This window comes from Acetobacter papayae JCM 25143 (assembly GCF_000613285.1).
In the GTDB taxonomy this organism is placed as follows: domain Bacteria; phylum Pseudomonadota; class Alphaproteobacteria; order Acetobacterales; family Acetobacteraceae; genus Acetobacter; species Acetobacter papayae.
The window spans coordinates 20432-41543 of sequence record NZ_BAIN01000010.1 but is presented as its reverse complement, the minus strand read 5'-3'; the positions used below and the strand labels follow the sequence as shown (position 1 = coordinate 41543).

The 21112-nt window shown below is 59.5% G+C and carries 20 protein-coding genes and 1 pseudogene; 18 read left to right on the top strand and 3 right to left on the bottom strand.

What is annotated here, in order from left to right:
- Nucleotides 1–17: 17 nt before the first annotated feature.
- Nucleotides 18–149 carry a hypothetical protein gene (locus tag JCM25143_RS24675; protein ID WP_267879914.1) on the bottom strand — a complete coding sequence of 44 codons (132 nt, stop codon included), beginning with the start codon at nt 147–149 and terminating at the stop codon, nt 18–20.
- Between the two features lie 171 nt (nt 150–320).
- Here JCM25143_RS24675 and flhA point away from each other — a divergent pair, with 171 nt between their 5' ends.
- The 10 genes and pseudogenes from flhA (at nt 321) to JCM25143_RS04355 (ending at nt 12975) form a co-directional block, all read left to right on the top strand.
- Nucleotides 321–2408 (top strand): flagellar biosynthesis protein FlhA, encoded by a 2088-nt coding sequence (gene flhA / locus JCM25143_RS04405; RefSeq protein WP_408735023.1) that lies wholly within the window; start codon nt 321–323, stop codon nt 2406–2408.
- Nucleotides 2409–2423: 15 nt separating this feature from the next.
- Complete coding sequence (locus JCM25143_RS04400; protein WP_025860157.1) at nt 2424–3311, top strand: hypothetical protein; 888 nt, start codon at nt 2424–2426, stop codon at nt 3309–3311.
- 171 nt (nt 3312–3482) lie between these two features.
- The gene (locus JCM25143_RS20640; protein WP_025860156.1) at nt 3483–5237 is read left to right on the top strand and encodes a DUF1217 domain-containing protein; all 1755 of its coding nucleotides are present in this window, start codon (nt 3483–3485) and stop codon (nt 5235–5237) included.
- 40 nt (nt 5238–5277) lie between these two features.
- A pseudogene (gene fliI / locus JCM25143_RS16830) lies at nt 5278–6716 on the top strand (flagellar protein export ATPase FliI); the annotation flags it as partial.
- A 70-nt stretch (nt 6717–6786) separates the two neighbouring features.
- Nucleotides 6787–7158 (top strand): flagellar FliJ family protein, encoded by a 372-nt coding sequence (locus JCM25143_RS04385; RefSeq protein WP_234394972.1) that lies wholly within the window; start codon nt 6787–6789, stop codon nt 7156–7158.
- Nucleotides 7159–7330: 172 nt separating this feature from the next.
- Nucleotides 7331–8083: a hypothetical protein gene (locus tag JCM25143_RS04380; RefSeq protein WP_025860154.1), complete on the top strand. Its 753-nt coding sequence runs from the start codon at nt 7331–7333 to the stop codon at nt 8081–8083.
- A gap of 18 nt (nt 8084–8101) precedes the next feature.
- On the top strand, nt 8102–9265 hold the full coding sequence (locus JCM25143_RS04375) for a flagellar motor protein MotB (protein WP_025860153.1): 1164 nt from the start codon (nt 8102–8104) through the stop codon (nt 9263–9265).
- A 117-nt stretch (nt 9266–9382) separates the two neighbouring features.
- On the top strand, nt 9383–10273 hold the full coding sequence (motA, locus tag JCM25143_RS04365; RefSeq protein WP_025860152.1) for a flagellar motor stator protein MotA: 891 nt from the start codon (nt 9383–9385) through the stop codon (nt 10271–10273).
- 36 nt (nt 10274–10309) lie between these two features.
- On the top strand, nt 10310–12139 hold the full coding sequence (locus JCM25143_RS04360; RefSeq protein WP_025860151.1) for a hypothetical protein: 1830 nt from the start codon (nt 10310–10312) through the stop codon (nt 12137–12139).
- A gap of 32 nt (nt 12140–12171) precedes the next feature.
- Entirely contained in the window at nt 12172–12975 is an 804-nt protein-coding gene (locus tag JCM25143_RS04355) for a flagellar hook assembly protein FlgD (RefSeq protein WP_025860150.1), read from the top strand.
- A 79-nt stretch (nt 12976–13054) separates the two neighbouring features.
- On the opposite strand, the gene JCM25143_RS04350 is transcribed toward JCM25143_RS04355, so the two are convergent.
- A complete protein-coding gene (locus tag JCM25143_RS04350; RefSeq protein ID WP_234394963.1) occupies nt 13055–13762 on the bottom strand; it encodes a response regulator transcription factor in 708 nt (235 codons plus the stop codon).
- A 497-nt stretch (nt 13763–14259) separates the two neighbouring features.
- Between JCM25143_RS04350 and JCM25143_RS04345 the strand changes: the two genes are divergently transcribed.
- The 4 genes from JCM25143_RS04345 (at nt 14260) to JCM25143_RS23425 (ending at nt 17258) form a co-directional block, all read left to right on the top strand.
- Nucleotides 14260–14508, top strand: coding sequence for a hypothetical protein (locus JCM25143_RS04345; RefSeq protein ID WP_025860148.1), 249 nt, complete (start codon nt 14260–14262; stop codon nt 14506–14508).
- Between the two features lie 308 nt (nt 14509–14816).
- Nucleotides 14817–15629 carry a hypothetical protein gene (locus tag JCM25143_RS23435; RefSeq protein ID WP_234394962.1) on the top strand — a complete coding sequence of 271 codons (813 nt, stop codon included), beginning with the start codon at nt 14817–14819 and terminating at the stop codon, nt 15627–15629.
- Nucleotides 15630–15681: 52 nt separating this feature from the next.
- Complete coding sequence (locus JCM25143_RS23430) at nt 15682–16539, top strand: hypothetical protein (RefSeq protein ID WP_025860146.1); 858 nt, start codon at nt 15682–15684, stop codon at nt 16537–16539.
- Nucleotides 16458–17258 (top strand): tetratricopeptide repeat protein, encoded by an 801-nt coding sequence (locus JCM25143_RS23425; RefSeq protein WP_234394961.1) that lies wholly within the window; start codon nt 16458–16460, stop codon nt 17256–17258. Before JCM25143_RS23430 ends, JCM25143_RS23425 begins: the two co-directional genes overlap by 82 nt.
- 46 nt (nt 17259–17304) lie before the next feature.
- Here the strand turns inward: JCM25143_RS23425 and JCM25143_RS04325 are convergent, their stop codons facing one another.
- Nucleotides 17305–18114, bottom strand: coding sequence for a prepilin peptidase (locus JCM25143_RS04325; RefSeq protein WP_025860144.1), 810 nt, complete (start codon nt 18112–18114; stop codon nt 17305–17307).
- 185 nt (nt 18115–18299) lie between these two features.
- Here JCM25143_RS04325 and JCM25143_RS04320 point away from each other — a divergent pair, with 185 nt between their 5' ends.
- From JCM25143_RS04320 to JCM25143_RS16815, 4 genes are all read left to right on the top strand, one after another.
- Nucleotides 18300–18713 (top strand): flagellar basal body rod protein FlgB, encoded by a 414-nt coding sequence (locus tag JCM25143_RS04320; protein WP_051542881.1) that lies wholly within the window; start codon nt 18300–18302, stop codon nt 18711–18713.
- Between the two features lie 10 nt (nt 18714–18723).
- Entirely contained in the window at nt 18724–19131 is a 408-nt protein-coding gene (gene flgC / locus JCM25143_RS04315) for a flagellar basal body rod protein FlgC (RefSeq protein WP_025860142.1), read from the top strand.
- Between the two features lie 124 nt (nt 19132–19255).
- Nucleotides 19256–19753: a chemotaxis protein CheW gene (locus tag JCM25143_RS16820; protein WP_025860141.1), complete on the top strand. Its 498-nt coding sequence runs from the start codon at nt 19256–19258 to the stop codon at nt 19751–19753.
- Between the two features lie 62 nt (nt 19754–19815).
- Complete coding sequence (locus JCM25143_RS16815; protein ID WP_051542878.1) at nt 19816–21108, top strand: tetratricopeptide repeat protein; 1293 nt, start codon at nt 19816–19818, stop codon at nt 21106–21108.
- The last annotated feature ends 4 nt before the right edge of the window (nt 21109–21112 follow it).

Below are 21112 nucleotides of genomic sequence, written 5' to 3'. Positions count from 1 at the left end.
GGAAGAGCATGGTTCTGTCATGGTGGTGCCGTGCGGGAAAGCGTGTGCGCCAGAGCGTAGTTCTGCATTGGTGATGGCGGCGCTTTCTGATAGGAAAAGAGTGTCCGTGTCCTGCACGGAGGTTCCATCAGCCCCGACAGGGAAGGCATGGAGCGCGCATGATGGCACGACAGGTCATTTTAAGGGAAACGTGAAACTTGGATACAGCCGAAGGCACCCCGGCCCGGAAATCGGCTGGTAACAAGCTGGTGGCGCAGAGTACTGCCGCGCGTCAGAAGCTGGTGGACGCCTCGCGCGAATTCGGGCGGTCGGCCGGTTTGCTGCGCAATGGCGGCTGGCGCGACCTGCCGTGGAAGAGTGTTGGTAAAACGCTGATACCGGGCACCGACGTGGGGCTGGCGCTAGGCGTTCTGCTGCTGCTGTCGATCCTGATTATTCCACTGCCCACTTTCGTGCTCGATATGGGCCTGTCCGTTTCCATTACCGCCTCGGTGCTTATTCTCATGGTGGCGCTGTTCCTTGAGCGGCCACTGGACTTCACCTCTTTTCCTACGTTGCTGCTGTTGACGACACTGCTGCGTCTTTCGCTTGAAATCGCCACAACCCGTCTCATCCTCAGTCATGGTAGCGAGGGTGTTTACGCTGCCGGGCATGTGGTGGCGGCGTTTGGCGGCTTTCTGATGGGGGGCGATGTCGTTATCGGCGGGATCGTGTTCTGTATCCTGCTGGTGGTGAACTTCATGGTCATCACCAAGGGGTCGGGCCGTATTGCCGAAGTTGCGGCACGCTTCTTTCTGGACTCCATGCCCGGCAAGCAGATGGCCATTGATGCGGACCTTTCATCCGGTGCCATCAACGACCGCGCGGCCCGCCAGAAGCGTAAGGAACTGGAAGAGGAAAGCGCTTTCTACGGCGCCATGGACGGTGCAGCCAAGTTCGTGCGCGGCGATGCGATCGCAGGCATTATCATTACGGCCATTAATATTGTCGGCGGTCTGGCTATTGGCGTCTTGCGCTATGAAATGCCGCTGAGCGAGGCGGCTAGCACGTTTACCACCCTGACCGTAGGTGATGGTCTCGTCTCGCAAATTCCTGCCCTGCTGGTGTCTACCGCTGCGGGTATCGTTGTCACCAAGGGTGGCACGGATGGCTCGGCTGACGTAACGCTGGTGCGCCAGCTTGCGGGTAACCCCAAGCCTCTGGCTATGGCGGCGGTGCTGTCCGCGTGTTTTGCCCTTCTGCCGGGCCTGCCAGCGCTGCCGTTTCTGGCAATTTCTGTCGTGGCCGGTGCTGGTGCATGGATGCGCCGCAACGACCCCACCAAGGATGCCGATGGGGATGTAACGGAGGTTGCCGCTGCCCAGCCCACCACGGCCCCTATTTCCGATGTGCTCAAGCTTGACCTGTTGCGGCTTGAACTGGGCTTTGGTCTGCTGCCGCTGACAACGGGTGATAATTCGCAGCTTACGGAGCAGATCAAGGCCCTGCGCCGGACAATCGCTACCGAAATGGGCTTTGTTACGCCGCCTATCCGTATTCAGGACAACATCCTGCTGCCGCCCGAGCGGTATGTGATCAAGCTCAAGGAAATCGAGATTGGCATGGGCGAGGTCAAGCCCGGCCGTCTTATGGCCATGAGCCCTGCGGGCACAGCCCCGCCCTTGCCGGGTGATAAAACGACCGAACCCGCTTTTGGCCTGCCTGCCGTATGGATTGATACGGCCATGAAAAACACGGCCATCGCCATGAAATGCACGGTGGTGGACCCGGCCAGTGTCATGGTTACGCATCTGAGCGAACTGGTGCGGCAGAACCTACCTGATCTGCTGACCTATGTAGCCACGCAGGCCCTGCTGGATGACCTGCCGCGCGAACAGCAGAAGCTGGTGAATGACCTTGTGCCTTCGCAGGTGACCCTCAGCACCATTCAGCGGGTTTTGCAGTCGCTGCTGGCTGAGCGTGTCTCTATCCGCGATCTGCCGACTATTCTGGAAAGCATTCAGGAGGCCAGTGGCCTTGGTATGCGTACCGTGCCCGCCATTGCCAGTCATGTGCGCGTGCGTCTGGCGCGGCAGATCTGCAACGCGTTGATGGGGCCGGGCGGTTACATTCCCATGATTACGCTTTCCCCTGACTGGGAAAGCGAGTTTCTCACGCACCTGACCGGGCAGGGTGAGGAGCGGCGCTTAGCCATGCCCCCCAGCGTGCTCAACCGGTTTGTCGCCAGCCTACGAGAGGTCTTCAACTCTTTGGCGACCAATGGCGAGGTGCCGGTGGTTGTCGTGTCCGCCCCGATGCGTGAATCCATGCGTTCGATCGTGGAGCGGGTGCGCCCGACTGTGTCGGTGCTGGCGCAGACCGAAATCTACCCCCGCGCAAAAATCAAGACGATTGCCACTATTGTATGACCTGTCGCGTAACGCATGATGGATAAGGTTTTGCCGCGTGCCGAGCTTGTGCAGGGGCGTCAGCGCACCCGCAAGGCGGGCATAGGCCGACGTAAAACCCGTGTAAGGGATACCGGGCGCGAGACCGATAGCGCTGCCGCTGTGCCGGATTGGGTGAGCGCGCGGCAGCCTTCTTCCGTCCCTAGTGGGATGACCCTGCCTGATGTGCTGGCATGGCATTCTGTGCCAGTCCCGCTGGCAGAAGCTTTGTCGGAGGGAGAACTGTCGGGCGCGCTTGGGCGGTTGCTGGCCTTCGCGCCGCTTGCGCTGGAAAAGACTACCCCTCTGGCTTTTTGTGGCCCTTCAGGTGGTGGGCAGACACTGGCATTGGCCCGAATGGCCGTTGCTCACGTTCTGCGCGAACGCCATGTGGATGCCGCCCCGCTTGTCATTGCGTGTGATGCCGAACCGGAGGGCGCTGCGCAGTTGACAGCATGGCTCAAGCCTTACGGTGTGCCAGTGTTCCGTGCCGCGAATATCGAAGCGGTGCAGGCCGTCATGGCGCGCAAGGAGGCCTCGCAGCCAGTGCTGCTTGATATGCCCGAAGCGGGTGTTTACGCCCCCGGTGGTCTTGCCGTTGTGGCTGAGGTGCTCGGGCAGACCGGTGCTTCACCTGTTGTGGTGTTGCCTGCCGGCATGGATGCGGAGGAGGCGGCCGATACAGCCGCCGCTTACGGGCAACTGGGTGCGGAGCGGATGATTGCTACCAAGCTCGATCAGGTTGGGCGCATTGGCAGTATTATTACGGCTGCCGCCTGTGGTCTGGCGCTGACTTATGCCGGGTATTCATCTTCCGTGCGGGGTGGAGCGACTCGTTGCGATGCCGCCTTGCTGGCGCGCCGGCTCATGGTTGTGCCCGCCTAGAATACCATTCGGGTAGCCTCGTTTTTCCAGCATGTGATTTTCCGTGATCAGGCAGGGGGTGGAGACGATCCGCTTAACCTCTTGTTAACCAGCCTATGTTAGTCGCCATAAGGGTAAGCAGCCTCTGGGCGTTAAGCCTGTGGTCGCGGTCAGGGATAAAGGATTGGATGGATGGCCATCAGCACTGTCTCCCCCATTACGAGTTATCTCGTCGCCCAGAAGGACGAGACCACGGCCGCGCAGAACTACGCCAAGACTGATTCCGTTACGGCTAACGAGGTCGCAACCTTCGAGAAGGATGCGGGGTCGATTACGACAGTCGATGGGCTGCTGAAAAATTATTCGGTTCTGCAGGTTGTGCTGGGGGCTTACGGCCTCAGTTCGCTCTCGGGCCAGACAGCAATCATCAAGGATCTGCTCACGCAGGACCCGTCTTCCTCCACCTCGCTGGCATCCAAATCCAGCAATGCAAGCTGGCAGGCCTTTGCCAAGGCCTTTGCTGTGTGGAGCGAGCATGATGGCGTTTCCACGGTTTCGCCTTTCACAACGGATGATAGCAAGGTCAGTGTCGCTTCAACCCCGACGGAAACAACCCAGCTCACCCTGACAGCTACGCTGCCTTCCTCTACCAGCAGCCAGGACAGCTACACGACGGCTGGTGTGACCACGTATGATTCATCGGGTAATGCCACGAATGTGGCACTTCAGTGGACCCGCAGTAGCAGCGACCCCCTGACATGGACTGTCAGCGCCTATGATGCGGATGGCGATGGCGCGGTTGCGAACAACAGCTACAGCGTTACCTTCAATACCGATGGTTCCATTGCATCTGTTTCCAACGCGATTTCGGGCGAAAGCATTGTCACGTCATCGGATGACGGCTCTACCGCCTTCATTCCCGTTACGCTGACGGATAGCGACGGTACATCGCAGAACATCAAGCTGGTTCTGGGCACGGTCAATAGCACCGACAGCGGTACGGTCATGGCTACAAGCGATACGCAGACAACCAGCACGTCGCAGGCGGATAGCCTGAGCGGATCGGGCACGTCGCTCACCATGAGTTCGGTTGTTCTGGGTACGACCAAGGGTACGGGCCAGTCCTATCTTTCTTCGCCGCTTGATCCTGATCAGGCACTGGATGATAGCGACAGCATTCCGGCTTCTGTACGCAACTACATGTCGGTTAAATGGACGCAGACAGGCACGTCCACCTGGAGCGTGTCGCTGGTTAACCCGTATGATTCAACGTCGGTTACCAGCGCATCCGTTTATACGGTTTCCTTTAACAGCACGGGCAGTGTGTCGCAGGTTAACGGAATGTCCACGGACAAGATTCCGGCCCTGACAGCGACCATGGGTGGCGTGACCTATTCGGTCAATCTGGACTCTCCCACTCTGTCCATGACGACGAAAGCCACGGAATCTACTCTCACCAGCAATAGCAGCACCACCACCAGCTACGATGGTGTGGATATGTCTACGCTGGTGGATGATTTCGAGCAGACTCAATACGAGCAGAGCAAGGCCAATCAGAAGGATGGTGTGGGTAATGCGCTGTATTTTACCCGCAAGATCAGTGGCGTGACCTCGCTGACCCAGCTTATGTCGGATGCAACGCTGACCAAGGTTGTGGAAACGGTTCTGGGTTACGACCCGGACCAGATCGGTGCACTTGATTACAGCCAGCAGGTGCAGATTTTGACCGGCAAGGTTGATTTCTCGCAGTTTAAAACAGCTGATGGGATCAAGAAATATGCCGAGCAGTATCTGGCGATGCTGCAGGTTAACCCACAGTCTTCTGACGATGCGCTGAGCACGATGGATCTGTTCGGCGGTAGCAACAGCAGTGAAGGCATTGCTGCACTGTTTGATGTCAGCAGTTCGTCCAGCGGTTCGAGCAGCCTCTACTCTGCCCTGTTCTAATGTATAGGCGAGTGGGTGTATCTGTTCCGGTGCGGCTTTAATGGGGCCTGACGCAATCAAGGGCGAAGGTGCCGAGCCGCAGCAGGATGCAGCCGCTCAGGCAACCGCCGTGCCCGATGTGTTTGAAGCCATCCGCCGTGCGGTGGGGCAACAGCATGACGAAGTACCCATCGGGGTGCTGGAAGGTCGTGTTACGGGGCTTTCCGGGCTTTCCATTTCGCTGAGCGGCCTGCGTGATTTTACCGGCGTGGGCGACCGCGTGCGGGTGCTTGGGCTGGATGGGCGCGAGACCGAAGCTGAAATTGTGGCGTTTCAGGGCGATATTGCTATCGCCATGCCGTTTGGTTCGCTCGAAGGCATTGGCTCGGGGTGCCGGGCTTCGTTCAAGATGTTTGGCCCAGAGGAACGGCGGCGGAGGGCAGGGGGCACCCTGCTGGTTAATGAATCCTGGAAAGGCCGCGTGATTGATCCCATGGGTCGCCCCATGGATGGCAAAGGGCCGCTTACCCCCGGTGGAGTGGTGCAGAAACTCCATGCTCCTCCGCCGGAAGCCGCCATGCGCGCGCGCCTTGGGCCGAGGATCGATCTGGGCGTGCGGGCGCTGAACCTGTTTGCTACCTGCCGCGAGGGGCAACGTCTGGGCCTGTTTGCAGGCTCTGGTGTTGGTAAATCCACGCTCATGGGCATGCTCGCGCGCAACACGGCGTGCGATGTGGCGGTTATTGCCCTTGTGGGTGAACGCGGGCGCGAAGTGCGCGAATTTGTCGAGGACGATCTGGGGCCGGAAGGTCTGGCTAAGTCCGTTGTTGTTGTGGCCACGTCCGATACCTCGCCCCTGATGCGGCGAGAGGCCGCTTATGCGGCTATGGCGGCGGCGGAGTATTTCCGTGATCAGGGCAAGTCCGTGCTGATGCTGATGGATAGCGTAACCCGCTTCTGTCAGGCTCTGCGCGAAATTGGCCTGTCCTCAGGGGAGCCGCCGGCTACCCGTGGGTATCCACCCAGCGTGTTCGCAGAACTGCCCAGACTGCTCGAACGCGCAGGCCCCGGACTGATGGATGCAGAGGGTAAGGCCGGCAGATGACTGCCATGTTCTCCGTTCTGGTGGAAGGGGATGACCATAACGAGCCTGTGGCCGATGCCGTGCGCGGTATTCTCGACGGGCATGTGGTGATGGAACGCCGGATTGCGGAATCAGGGCGTTATCCGGCCATTAACGTGCTGCGCTCGCTTTCTCGTACTGTGCCGGGCTGCAACGCGCCGGAAGAAAATACGCTGGTGCAGGAAGCGCGGGGCGATCTTTCGACTTGGGAAGAAATGCAGGACATGGTGCGCCTTGGCGCCTATCGCCCCGGCAATGATCCGCAGGTGGACAGGGCCATTCGTGTCGCGCCCGCGATTGAAAACGTGCTGAAGCAGCAGCGGGGTGAAAAGGCAACGCTGGCGGAAAGTTTTGATGCTTTGCGTGGTGCGCTGTCTGTGGCTGAGGTGCTGGATGAATCCCCGGGCCCGCGCGCTCCAGTCCCTGATCCGCCTGCGCAAGACGGAGGTGGATCAGGCCCGTGCCGAACTGGGGCGCGTGCTGGCTCATGAACGTGCTGCCGAGTTGCGGCTTGCGCAAAGCAGGCAGCAACTGGAAAACGAGCAGCACGAGGTGAGTGCAGGGCGTACCAGTCTGGGAGATTTCCGCGACTGGTTGCCCGCCGGGCGAGAGGCTATCGAGCGTGCTCACCGGCTGGTTCTGGAGGCACAGCACGTAACCGATCAGGCGCGTGCAGGGCTGACACAGGCCAACGCCGCCCTGAAAGCTGCCGAGGCTGTGCTGGCCCGATGGCAGGAAGAAGAGCGCGAGAAAGAGGCCCGCAGGGAGCAGAACGAGGTGGATGACCTGTCGCGTCGGGCGAGAGGAGTGTTCGGATAGGGGGGGGGCGGAGCCGGTATGCCGGAGCGCCAGTGCTACCGGGCGCACGGGTGGCGGAAAAGATGTTTCGTTATTGAGAAAGTAGGCCTGCACGGCTATCGCTGGTTACACGAACCGCAATATGATCGGGTAGGGCACCAGTTTTACTGGCCGTGAGTGATTAGGAAAGCGCATGCAACAGACCGCGAAGATTTTTATTGCCACCCCATGTTACGGGGGAATGGTCACGCAGGAATACATGGAATCCGTTATCGCCTGCACCAGCATTATGCAGACGCCGATGACGCTGTCTCTTCTTGGTGACGACGCGATGATCAGCCGCGCCAGAAACACGTTGCTGCACCAGTTCTATACCCGTTCCGATGCCTCGCATATTCTGTTCATCGATGCGGATATCGGTTTCCCGGCCGAAGCGCCCGCCCGCCTGCTGGCAGCGGACAAGGACGTGGTCGCGGGTATGTATCCGATCAAGCAGCGTTTCTGGGACAAGGATACCCAGGAAAATGTGCTGCGTGGCGAAGGGCATGAAACAGCGTCGCTTCGGTATGTGGGTGAAACCGATGAAATGCACCAGACCTGGGAAAAGGGTCCGCTGCTCAAAACGCGTTATGCGGGTACGGGTTTCATGATGATCAGCCGCAAGGCTATCGGCATGCTTATCAAGAGCTACCCTGAAACCACCTACCGCCGGATTGATGCCGCAGGCAGCGGGGGCGATACCGAATACCACGCCCTGTTCGATGGCAGCATCGACCCCGAAACCGGCACTTATCTGAGCGAGGACTTTACGTTCTGCCGTCGCTGGAGCGCCATTGGTGGCGAAGTCTGGCTGGATACGTCCATTTCCCTGACCCATGCGGGGCGGGCTTCCTTCCGGGGTGATCCTTCCCGGCGGGTTGGTCTGGCCCATCACAAGGCGGGCTGAAGCCCGAGGTAGCGCCCCATGGCAAGAAACGACAAACCCCCGGTTATCATCAAGCGCGGCGATGACGGCGGTGGCGAAGGCCACCACGGCGGCGCGTGGAAGATCGCCTATGCCGACTTCATGACGGCAATGATGTCGTTCTTCCTTGTCATGTGGCTGCTCAACGCCACAACGGATGAACAGCGTAAGGGTATTGCCCAGTTCTTTAACCCCATGGCTGACCGCGATACCCATGTCGCCCCGACATCCGAAATGCTTGATACGACCCCCTCTCCCATGACGGGCGGCGAGGCGGTCAAGCGGATCAAGGATGGCGAAACATCCGAGGTGCCAAAGGACAAGCAGGCCGGAGCGCATGAATATCAGCAGACCGGGCCCCAGGCCGATGGTTCTGTCGATATTACCGCCGGTATCAGAGCGCAGCTCAATTCCTCGCATCCGAGCATCATACCCATTGGTGGGCCGCAGAGTGGTGCGGGGTTACAGGTGGGGTATGTGGGGGGTGGTTCACCCACGGCCGCTGCGGCAGCGGAACAGTCCAACCTGCAGCATATGGTGCAGGGGCTTGAAAAATCGATGCAGCAGCAGCCTGATCTACAGGCTTCCGTATCCAATATGTCGGTTCGGGTCGGGCGGGATGATATCCGTATCGAATTGAAGGATTCCCAGAACCGCCCGATGTTTGATACGGGCTCGGCAGCTCCCAACCCGCTTGGGCGCAAGATGCTGGGTGAAATTGCCGCATGGCTTGCCCCCATGCCGGAAAAACTGTCCATCGTGGGTTATACCGATGCGGCGGCTTATCGTCCGGGCAAGAAGTGGGGCATGTCCAACTGGACGCTGTCAGCACTGCGGGCCGACCATGCGCGTGAAGTGCTGGTGCATGCAGGCTACCCGGATGGCAATATCGTTAATGTTTCAGGCCGGGCAGATCGGGAACTGGCAGTGCCGGCCGATCCGTCTGCCGCAGGGAACAGAAGAGTAGTGCTGATCATGCACAGACGGTATGTAGACCCGGCTTTCGATCCGGCCTCTGCAACTCAGCCGTCAGCCGAAGCCTCGCCGGACAGTGCGGCAGCCCCGGCTCCGGCTGCTGAAGCGCCTGCGGCAACGGCACAGCCAGAGAAGGCGGGTGACGGGCAGGATGCAGGGCAGGCAGCGGCTCCGGTTGGCCTTCAATAAGATTAACAAAAACATGGCGGTTCTTCTGGCCGCCGTGGAATATATGAGCACAGGTTTTAATTGCCGCCCTGGCGTGTGGGCCGCGCGGCGTGAATGGATGGAAGTGGAGACAGCTTAATGCTTTTCATCGGGGGGCTTATTTTTTCGCTGCTCTGCGTCTTCGGTTCGTTTGTGGCCTCAGGCGGGGCGCTGGCACCGCTGATTGCGTCCATGCCGTTCGAACTGCTGACCATCCTTGGCGCCGCGGCTGGCATTTTTGTCATGTCCAACTCGAAAGATGCGCTCAAGCAGCTTCTGTCTGACCTGAAGCTGACACTGGGTGGCCCGCGCCACAACAAGGAGTCGTATCTGGAACTGCTGGTGACGCTGTTTCGCTTCATGCGTCTGGCGCAGGCGCGCGGTAACATGGCGCTGGAAGAGCATGTTGAAAATCCCGGCGAAAGCAGCATTTTTGCTCTGGCGCCGCGCGTGCGTGACGACGTGGAAACGCGCAACATGATCTGCGATTACCTGCGTCTGGTCAGCCTTAACATGGAAGAGCCTTACCAGCTGGACGAGGTAATGGCCCGCGAACTGAAAAAGAATCTGTCCGAAAAACTGCATATTTCAGAAAGCCTGCAGAGCATTGCCGATGCCCTTCCCGCACTGGGTATTGTGGCGGCGGTTCTGGGCGTTATCAAAACCATGGCGTCCATCAGTAAGCCGCCCGCCATTCTGGGTGAAATGATCGCAGGCGCGCTGGTGGGTACGTTCCTTGGGGTGCTTCTTTCCTATGGGGTGGTCGCGCCACTGGCGGCCCGCATGAAAGATGTGATAATGCAGGATGGTCGTTACCAAGACATTATCCGTATTGTCTTTGTGGCGCATCTTCAGGGTAGCCCGCCGCAGGTCAGCGCTGAAATCGGCAGAAAGGATATTCCGCATGCGTTTATGCCGTCGTTTAGCGAACTCGATGCGGTGCTGGCTGAATCGTCAAGCCAGCAGGCAGCTCAGGCAGCGGCAGCCTGATGCTGCTATAACTGGGCTGGAGCAACGGAGCGTCTGATGGGTATCTCGGCAGCAAAGACGACAAGTCTTTCAGAACAGGCGCAGGAAAATGCACTGATGGGGCTGACATCGGCCCTGTCCTCCAACAAGGCCAGCCTTGCTTCCTTGTTGACAGCAGGCGCATCCTCCGCCGTTGCGCAAAAGCCTTCTTTTGGTTCCGTGTTGCAGTCGGTTTCCCAGTATTCGGGTGGGCAGCAGCAGAGCAGCAGCACGGATCAGAACGCGAGCCAGACCAGTTCCTCGGCATCGTCTTCTTCCTCTTCGAGTGACAGCGCCAGTAATACGGCCAGCAATACGCAGAACACCCAGAGTGCGTCGCGTAACGATAGTTCCACCAAAACGACAGCCTCAGCATCCGACACGAAAAGCGCTACATCGCAGAGCAGCACGCAGGCTGCGGCTCAGTCCGCAAGCACCTCGGTGTCTGGAAGCGGTACCAAGGGTACGACTAAAACGGCCCAGAAGCAGGATGACAGCAGCACAGACAGTGCGACGTCCCAAACGCAGGATGCCCTGTCTGCTCTGGCACTACAGCAGCAGGCCGCTGTTTCCACGCAACTGACGCAACAGGCCGCTCCGGCCACAGTCCAGTTGGGTGATAGCAAAGCTGCCGCTCAGGCGGGTACAGCAGCCACTTTGCAGGCTAGCGTGAAGGATCTGCAGGCCCAGTCTGATCAGGCGGGCACTGACACAGCAGCTCAAACCACGCAGTCCGATGGGCGTGCCGCTGATCTGCTGGCGGCTCTCAGTGGCTCGCAGGACCAGTCAAGCCAGAGTGCGGCGACAGCCCAGCAGACGACTGATACGGCAGCAAGTGCTGCTGATGCGGCGTTGGCCAAGAAAATGGCAGCAGCGGCCGCGCAGAGTGGCACGCAGGATTCCAGCAGCACCGTTTCTCCCACCGATCTTTCGGCTAGTCTGAGCGCTACGGCCGATGCTGCCCAAAGTCAGGATACTCAGGCGCAGACCGATACAACGCTGGTGGCTGCCGATAGCCGTGATGTGCAGAGCGCGCTGGCGACGGGTGCCTCTTCCGCAACCGGCTCTTCCGCGACCGGTACGGGGGGCGCAACAATTTCCCTCAGTGGTGTGGGAGCGATTGCTGCCGCGATGAATGGCGGCGCATCTGGTCATTCCGGCACATCTGATGGTCAGTCTGACAGTAGTGGCGAGCAGGCGCTTGCCTCCCAGATATCAACGGATGTGCATCTGCCCGCAGGGGTAGGGGCGACGACTACAGAATTTTCGCTCGAGCCCACGACGACGGCTGAAACCACGGCGCAGTCAGCCAGTGCACTGAGCGAAAGCTCGGATGCCGAAAAGCTCGATGGAGCCAGCAGCCTGCTTGCCCAGCAGTCTGAAGATGGAACCACCTCTGTCTCCCTTACGGTCATGACCGATGATTCAACGCCGGTGCATGTGCGTCTGACGGGCACTGATGGCGTGACATCGGGCGTTGTCCTACAGAGTTCCGATGAAATGACAGCCCGGCATCTGGCGGCTAACAAGCATGAGCTTATGGCCGCTCTGAATGCGGCGGGTGTGGATGTCAGCAACCTGAAGATCGATGTCGTCAGCGCCAGCAATGGCAGTGGTGATGCCGGGAATAATCAGGACGGGAGCGGCAGCAACGCCTCTTATGGCGGCACGCTCTCTGGTGGCCAGTCCGGGAATGGTACCGGGCAGAGCGGGCAGCAGGCTTACGGTGCCACCGTGGCATCGGGCGGCACGCAATCTGACAGCGCGGTGGACAGCACCACGCAGGCTACGAGCACGACTGCCCGCGGGGCTATGCAGGGCAGCAGCGGCATTAATATTACCGCCTGAACGGCGGGGCGGTAAGGAAGAGGAATGAGCCGATGACAACCACATCGTCCACAAGCGTTACCAACGAATACAAGGCGCTCCAGGCGGCAGAAGCTGCGGCCAAGGCGAGTGCGAATTCGTCGTCGTCAAGCAGCAGCAGTTCCAGCTCTTCTTCTTCGACCTCGTCGCTGGATTCGCTGGCCACCAACTACACGTCCTTTCTGACCCTGCTGACAACGCAGCTCAAGAATCAGGACCCCAGCAGCCCGATGAGTTCTGACAGCTTTACCTCGGAACTGGCGCAGTTCGCGGGTGTGCAGCAGCAGGTTGAAACCAACACCAAGCTCGACTCCCTGATTTCTCTCAATCAGGACAGCCAGCTCAGCACGGATACGGCTCTGGTGGGCGATACCATTACGGCTACCAGCACAACGCTGCCGTTGCAGAACAGCTCCGCATCGCTCAGCTTTACCGGCACATCGGGCGAGACAGTGGCCATCGCCGTTTCCAATTCCTCTGGCACCATCGTCAAGGATGTGGTGGCTACGGCCAGCAGCGGCACCAATACCTGGACATGGGATGGCACCGATAACAGCGGCAACAAGCTTTCCGACGGGGCATACAGTGTGTCCGTCAAGACGGTGGATTCCGCGGGCACCACGTCGGATGTGGCCTTCTCGGTTACCGGCACCATTACGGGTATTCAGAAGGGCAGCTCCGACATGCAGGTTCAGCTCGGCAGCGCCACGATCCCGATGTCGAGCGTTACCAATGTTTCCTCCAGCAAGACGAGCACCTCGTCCAGCAGCACCAGCAGTTCTTCGAGCGGCACAAGCAGCTCGACCACCGGAAGCTGACATCAGACGCTACCGGGGAAAGAAAAACGGCGGGACTTTGTCCCGCCGTTTTTTATTGTCCGTGACGCTTGCTGGCGACTTAACGGATGATATCCATCGGGTTGGCATTGCTGAGGATATTGATACCCGAGCGTACCGGCAGGCAGGTTTCCTTGGCGCTCTGCACGGTGTTGCTGTTTTTGGCGGTGGCGCGGGTACCCAGCGGAGCGAAGGCTTTCTCGTTCAGGCGGTAGCCAATACCCCACATGGTGGTGAACGGATCATCCACGCCGAATTTGCGCATTTTCTTGCGGATTTTGCAGATCATCACGTCAATGACCTTGCCATGAGGCTCGCTTTCGCCTGCGTACAGGCTATCCAGCACGGTTTCCTTGCTCAGAACCTGTCCTTTTCTGAGGGCCAGAAGCTCCACTACATCGTATTCACGCCGGGTGAGCGGCACCAGCTTGTCGTCGATATGTGTCTCACGACGGTCCACGCAGACAGTCAGGCGACCAATATGCAGGGTCATGCTGTCATGGCCACCAATGCGCCGGACAATGGCGCGCAGGCGGGCCAGAAGTTCCACGGGGTCTATGCTGGCGGGTACGCAGTCATCCGCACCGACAGACAGCACATCCGCAACTTTGCGGGACGGTGTTTCCTGAGCAATGACAATAACGGGTGTGGGCACCCGGCTGTTGCGAACATGCTTGATAAGGCGCGTATCAGGTTGGGCCTGTTGCAGAACCGCAATGTCGTAATGTGAGCGGCGCAGGGTTTCCGCCACCCCTTCCGGCCCGGACATGGTGATGGAAATAGCGCCTTCAATAGCGGCATTTGCCAGACCGCTGCAGGGGCGGTCCCCGTCCTTAACAGAAGTGTCACCTATGCAAAGTATCCGCATTTCCGCTTTCCATCACTCGTCATGCGTTTGTCCAGCCAGCCGGAAAACTCAGAGTCAGCCCCGTTTTTGCAGCCAAGGAGCTGCTTAGGAAGGGCATTGTCGCGGAATAGGGCAGGTGGCGGTGGTCGTGTCGTCAGGCCATGGCTTTTCGCGCCTTCCGCTAGGGCGGCGCCCGAGCGGTAAGCAGAAAAAACACCTTGGCTTAGGGGTAGTCATTCCATAAAATGGTTAAGAATTGTTTGGCCATAATGCCCCCATGGTCAAGGAATATCGGCTGGTCTGGCAGGAATCTTCGTGGTACTGGAAGTTTATGTGCCAGTCTTATACGGTGTTCCTGTAAGGCAAGGGCGGACAGTCTGGCGGGCATCAACCGGTTTTTACCCTGAGGGAATGATAACATGAGCGACACGACTGCTGCCTCGGCTTTGGCTTCAAGCCTGCGTGAAATGACAACGGCTGCATCCCGCGCCGCGTATCAGAGCGCGCGTCCCGGCCATACTGGTGGCATCGGCGTAAAGATTGCCTCTCACGGAGCGGATGGTTCTACTTCCTCCATCCAGTTCGATTCGACCGGGCAGATCATTCCTTCTTCCGACACGCAGAAAAAAGACAGCGCCATGTCCAGCGCGGTTGACCTGTTCGCCTGAATTTACACTCCATGGTGCATCATGTGTCATGGGGTTATGGCGAGGGCGGCTACTTGATTCCGGGTGGCGGGGTGGTTGTCCTGTCTCGTTTGGCGTATGGTTCCGAGCTAGGATATAGTGGGCGGGGTCGTGCTGAACAGGCAGTGGGGGTACCGCCCTTTCAGGATTAGAGACACGTGCATTTCAGCATATCCCCAGGCGCAAGGCGTTCAGTCGCAGTTTTTATTACAGCGCTTCTTTCCTGTTCATCCATAACCCCGCCGGGTAGTGCTGCGCCCCAGCATGTTGTGCGCCATGGGGCACGGCATGTGCTCCCCAAGGCACCTCCAGCCCCGACACCCCCACCTACTCCCCCGGCACAGCCTGCCGCCGGGCAGGCGGCGGGTGGTGACTCCCAGTCGAACGATGCGTTTTCTGGAGACATGCTGCTCAAGGGGTTGCCGGAATCCTGGCGCGCGGTGGTGCTGGATAAACCCACGCCACCGCAACAGGTTCCCCAGAATGGCAATAAATCTGCGAGAGCTGTAGCGGGCAAGCCCCCTGCACCTGCTAATGGCCAGAATGGCAGCGCTACCGGGCAGACGGCCATGTCCACTAACCGGGTGCTTATTCCGGTGCCATCGGATATGGGTATTGCTGCATTCCAGAGCGCCAACCGTTTCCTGATTGTGGTTGATAATGCGCGGCCAATGGATACCAGCGCCTTGCGGGGCGATGGTATTTTCTCATCCCTGACAGTTAGTACGCTGGCCGATGCCACGCTCATTCAGGTGCAATTGCCCGACACGCGCAAACTCTATCTGTCCCAGCAGGCTGAAGGCTGGGTGCTGGGCGATCAGCCGCCCCCGGTTACGGATTATGACGACCGGCGCGTCATTAACCCGCGTCCCGGTGATGGGGGTATCCTCTACCCCATGCGCAAGCCGGGCCGCGTGCTGTCCATTACCGACCCGGCTTCGGGTTCGCGCCTGTTTGTGGGCACATCCACCATGGATGATGGCGGTATCCTCTCTCTCAGGGTGGGTAAGGGCTATGAGTCTGGCCCACCACGGAAGGTGTCGTGGTTGCGGCTCAGTCGCCCGAAATCAGCATGCGTGCAACGCCGGATGGTCCTCTGCTGAGCATAGAGGGCAAGGCCTTCCCTGATCAGGCGTTGCGGTTTATGCCAGCGATGTGGATCTGAAATGGCTCGGTTTGCAGAGCCTGCCGCCTGAAAAGCTGCGGGAGCGTTTGCATGACGCCTTTCTGGCTGCGGCCGATTCTGACCCGGCCCAGCGTTTTGAAAAACGTCTTGAAGAAGCCAAGGCCGCGTTCAGCGCAGGGAGTGCCACCGAGGCCCGTGGTATCCTGACCGTAGCGCTGGAAGATGATCCCGAAGAGGCGGAACGCCCCGGTGTGCGTTTTCTGCTGGCGGCATCCGAACTGCTGGCGGGTAACAAGGAAGGCGCGTCCCTGCTGGAGGGGCCGTGGCCGGATGGCCAGAAACGCGCGGTCCAGCTCTGGCGCGGGCTTTATCTGGCGGCTGTAGGGGGGCATGAGGCCGAAGCGGCGCACCTGCTCGCCATGGATGTGGAGCGGCTGAAGAATTATCCCGCCCCACTGCGTGACATGCTGCTGCCGGGCGTGGCGGAAGAAATTGCCCGTTACGGTACGCAGGCCGATGTAGAGGCGCTGGAAAAACTGCCCGCAGGTTCGTCTTACCAACTGGTGGATGCTTTCCGTAAGCTGCGCTCGGGGCAGCGTGAGCAGGCCTATGGGCTTTTCGCCAAGCTGGCGGATGATAGGGATCCGATTGTTGCGGAAAAGGCGCTGGAGCAGCGCATTTCCATGAACCTCGCTTCAGGCAAGACGGCACCCGATGCCGCGGCTGAGCAGTATAATACCCTTATGCCCGATGCCCGCCTTGCCGGGCGCGAGGTGCAGGCGCGCTTGCAGCAGGCTGATGCTATATGCGTGCTCATGACTGGACAGACGCGCTGGACTCCATCGACACCGTACAGGCTGGTACCGGAGATGCGGGGGATAAGCTGATCCCGTCGATTCTGATGCAGGCTCTGGCAGGGATCGCGCAGGAAAGTGGCGGGGCAACAGACAAGGCGACGCTGCTGCATGATGCGGCTCTTATCAAGGCGCATCTGCCGATCCTGCCGGATGGCCCGCGTAAGGGTGAGGTGATGGTGGCTTATGGCAAAATGCTGCTCAAGCTCGGCCTGCCGGATGAAGCGGCGGATATTTTCTCTTCTGCCGTGCCCATGCTGGCCACACCGGATCTGAAGGCACTGGCAGGCGAAGGGCTGGCCGATGCCAATCTGGAACGCAAGCGCCCGCAGGATGCACTCAAGGCCCTGACCGTAACCGACAGTGCTGGTCTGCCTGATGCCTCACGGGCGGCGCGGCAGCGGATCATGGCGCGGATTGCGCTGGCAACGGGCGACCAGAACAAGGCGCTGGCCCTGCTGGATGGCGATACATCGCCGGTTTCGCTCGATATTAGCGCGCGTATTCATGAAGGACGGGGCGAATGGCCGGCAGCGGTGCAGGATGTGCGCCAGCTTGCAGGGACGGAAATCCCCCAAAAAGGCCCGCTGGATGCCGATATGCAGTCGCTAGCGCTGCGCCTAGCGTCCGATGCTTCGCAGGCGGGCGATCGGGCGATGCTCGACTGGGTTGCTGCCCTTGTGGGTGACAGGATGGATGGCGACAATGCGCGCCTGTTCCAGTTGCTGACCAAGCCGGTCGATGCAGCCTGACAACGGCGGGAACGGAAGCAGGGCAGTAAACAGCCCTGCTTGTGGTTTACTGAGGGAACACTCTCAGGGTGCCGGGCAGGATAGCCTCGGCCAGCAGCGTTATCGCTAGCCCCAGCGCGAGTGATGGCCCCATGGGGGTGCCACGCAGGGAAATCTGTCGGTCAAGGTAAGGTGGCCAGGCCGCTGAAGTGCTGAAGCGGCGCGTTAGCAGATATGTTGCACAATGCAGTGTCAGACTTGCGAGCAGAAAAACCTCCACGCCGCGTAGTTCTACCCATGCGCCGCAGGCTGCCGCCATGATGGCTTCTCCTCCAGACAGGGCATTGCGCCTGAACAGCGCAGAAAGAAAAACGAGAACAAGGGTGACGCTCCCCCATGCGATGGCCGCCCCCAGAATGGCTTGCGCTGGCGTGTCGCGCAGGATGCCTGCCAGCAGTCCGGCCAGCAGCATGGGCACGAGCAGGGCAGGCGGGAGCCAGCGCTCGGTGCGGTCGAGCAGGGCCGCAAGGCAGGCGAAGTTGAGGGCGATGATATTGCCCAAAGCAGCGGGAGGTGACAGGCGCGCGAGAAAAATGATGGAGAACGAGGCCACAAGCAGGCTGCCCGCCGTGACAAGCCGCTTCCATGCCAGCGTTTTCTCTGTCGGGTAGGCGCGTATGCCGCCAAGAAGGGGCAGGCGGCGAAGCAGAAAGCGGAAGGTTATGATCGAAAGCGGGAACCAGATCGCCACAAGCAGCCCGCCGAGCGATGCCTGATCGTTCCTGACAAGCAGGCTCCACAGCACAATGATGGCCGTAACTGAGATGGACAGCAGAATATCGTTGATATCGGGTTTGGGCGTGCGGAGGCGAACCATGATCGTGAATGACTACCTTTTGCGGCTTTGTGTCCTCGTACCACAGGGCAGATGAATTTCCCCCAAAAGGGAGAAAAAAGTGGCCTTGGAGCACGGGGCGCGGTATTCAGACACTAGCGGTATCACGATATGGTTAAGGCCATATGTCCTGATACGGTGTCAAACAGCAAGGAAATGCCCCTCGCATGCTTGAAGCAATGTCATCGCAGGCGATGTCGGCCCATCATGGTACTGACGTGCTTGGTCTGGCCGAGCGCAGGCTGAACTGGCTTCAGGCCCGCGAATCGGTGCTGGCTGGCAATGTCGCCAACGCCAATACGCCGGGTTATGTGGCCAAGGATGTCTCACCCTTCGTAGGTGTTCTGGAAAACCAGATGGCCATGACATTGGCCCAGACCGAACCGGGCCATATGGCAGGGCGTAACGAAACCGCACGCACCAACCGCAGCGGTGTTGGCACCTCGCGCGATGGCAATGAAGTGCGGCTGGAGGACGAGCTGGAAAAGGTGGCCGACACCAACGACCAGCAGCGCCTCGTGACAACCGCCTACACGGCCTATATCGCCATGTATTCGGCCGTTCTGGGCACAAACGCGTAAAGGCTGCAGCGTGGATTTTTCCGATACTATTGGTGTTTCCGCCGCCGGCATGAACGCGCAGTCCTCTCGACTGCGTGTTGCGGCTGAAAATCTGGCCAACAAGGAAACGACCGGAACAACCCATGGTTCGGATCCTTACCGGCGCAAGACCATTACCTTCAAAGAGGAACTGAACCGGCAGACCGGGGTTTCAAGCGTGAAGGTAAAGGAAATCGGGCAGGACCAGACCCCGTTCGAGCAGCGCTACGATCCCTCGCACCCGGCGGCGGATGCCAAGGGCTATGTTAAAATGCCCAACGTGAACAGCATGGTTGAGATCATGGATACCCATGAGGCCCAGCATTCCTACGAAGCCAACCTCAACACCATGCAGATCACGCGCTCCATGTTGACACGCACCATTAACCTGATGAAATGACACGGCGGCCTGCCGTGGGCGGTGTCGCCTGCGGTGTGTGCCCCGTGGGTGGTTTTCCGGTTTTCTGGCGTATGATCTGACGCTGCCCGTGGCTTTATCCGTTTTTTAGGAATGGACAGATTTCATGCCCTCTACGGAAAACAAGAGCAATACGGATTCTCCCGCACAAATCCTGACCTTTCAGGTTGGTGGGCAGGTTTATGGCATCGGTCTGCTGTCGGTTGTGGAAATAGGCAACTGGTCTGAAATCCGGCCTTTGCCTGCGGCTCCACATTATATCGCCGGGGTGATTAACGTGCGCGGCACGGCGCTCTCGGTTATCGATATGGGCATTTTTTTCAAGGACAGAACCGAGCGGGCGGAAAAAGCCGCCCAGACATCCATTATTCTGGTGGATCTGGGTTCGGTGCGGGTTGGGTTGCTGGTGGACAGGGTGTGCGACATCGTTTCCATGCAGGGTGTGGAACTCCAGCCTGTTCCTGCCGCGGGTGGACGCGAAAGCGGCAAGGTGCTGCGTGGTCTGGCTATTATCGGTGATGATATTATCGGCCTGCTGGATCTGCCCGCATTTGGTGCGGGTATCGAACTGCCCAACGTGACGGCCAATATGCTCAGCTACTAGGTTGGGCAGAGATGGCGCACGCCCTTTTTGAAGCATGGGCCTGTTTTCAGGCAGAGTGAACAATGAGTAATGCCCCCCTTAACGATACTGTTTCTTCCATGGGGGGGCAGGCGCGCCCGGCCTCCATTACCGATACCGATCTGATCAGGGCTGCGGGGCTTATTCCCGCACGTGTCAAAAGTCTGTTTCTTGAAGGGCGCGAGGCAGAGGCCGTCGGGCTTATTCTCGACCAGCTTGCTCGGCGGCCGGGCAATATTGCCCTGACCATTACCGCCGCCATGCTCATTGCCCACCATACCGTGCGGTATGATACGGCGCTCACGCTCCTGCGTGAGGCATTGAGCCATGTGCCAGATAACGTGCAAGCCCAGCAAACCTACGCTTATACGCTGATCTGCGCGGGCCAGTTGGCTGAAGGGAGCGAGCGTTTCGGAGCGTTGCTGTCTCGTTATCCTGCCCAGCGTGTTTCGCTGATGGAGCATCTCTCAGCGGCTCTGCTTCAGGCCGGGCTGCTGGAAGAAGCTCGGCAGGTACTGGCAGGAGCCATTGCGGATCGCTGCACATCTGCGGCTCTGCTCAGCAACATGGGCTGTGCGCTAACCTATCTGAACCGCTCCACGGAATCCTTGCCTTACTATGAGGCCGCCTTGCGTATGGCGCCGGGTAACAAGCGCATGCAGGCGTCTTACGGCTGTGCCCTGCTCAAAGCTGGGCAACTGGGTCGGGGCTGGGCCTTGCATGCCCAGAAACCCGATGGCCTGCATGCGGAGGCATGGTTTAAAAAACTGCCCTCCCTGACACCGCAAACCGATGTGCAGGGTCGTTCAGTGCTGCTGTACCATGATCACGGTCTGGGTGACACGTTGCAGTTTGTCCGTTTTGTAACCGCGCTGGTGGAAAAAGGTGCCCGCGTTACGCTTGCCGTGCCCGCGACCCTGCAACGCTTGATTGCGCGCTCTTTCCAGACCGTTACGGTCGTGGATATCGCCAGCATGGCCCTGCGCGCGCAGTTTGGCGGCGGGTTTGATTATGCCGATTTGATCATGAATCTGCCTTATGTGCTGCGGCTGATCGGTGCGAGGCCAGTGTGCTGTCGCCTGTTATGCCGTATCTGGTGGCGGATGCAGCGGCTGTTGCAGCATGGGATGTGCGCCTGCCAGCAGGGCGGCCGCGTATCGGGCTGGTCTGGGCTGGGGAGTGCCGTCAGAGTGCCCGGGGCACCGCCATGGATGACCGTCGCTCCACCACGCTGCGGGCCATGGCTCCCATTATCGAAGCCCGGCCCGATGCAACATTTATCAGCCTGCAATATGGGAAAAAGCGCGAGGAAATTGCCCAGTGCGGTTACGCACTGATTGA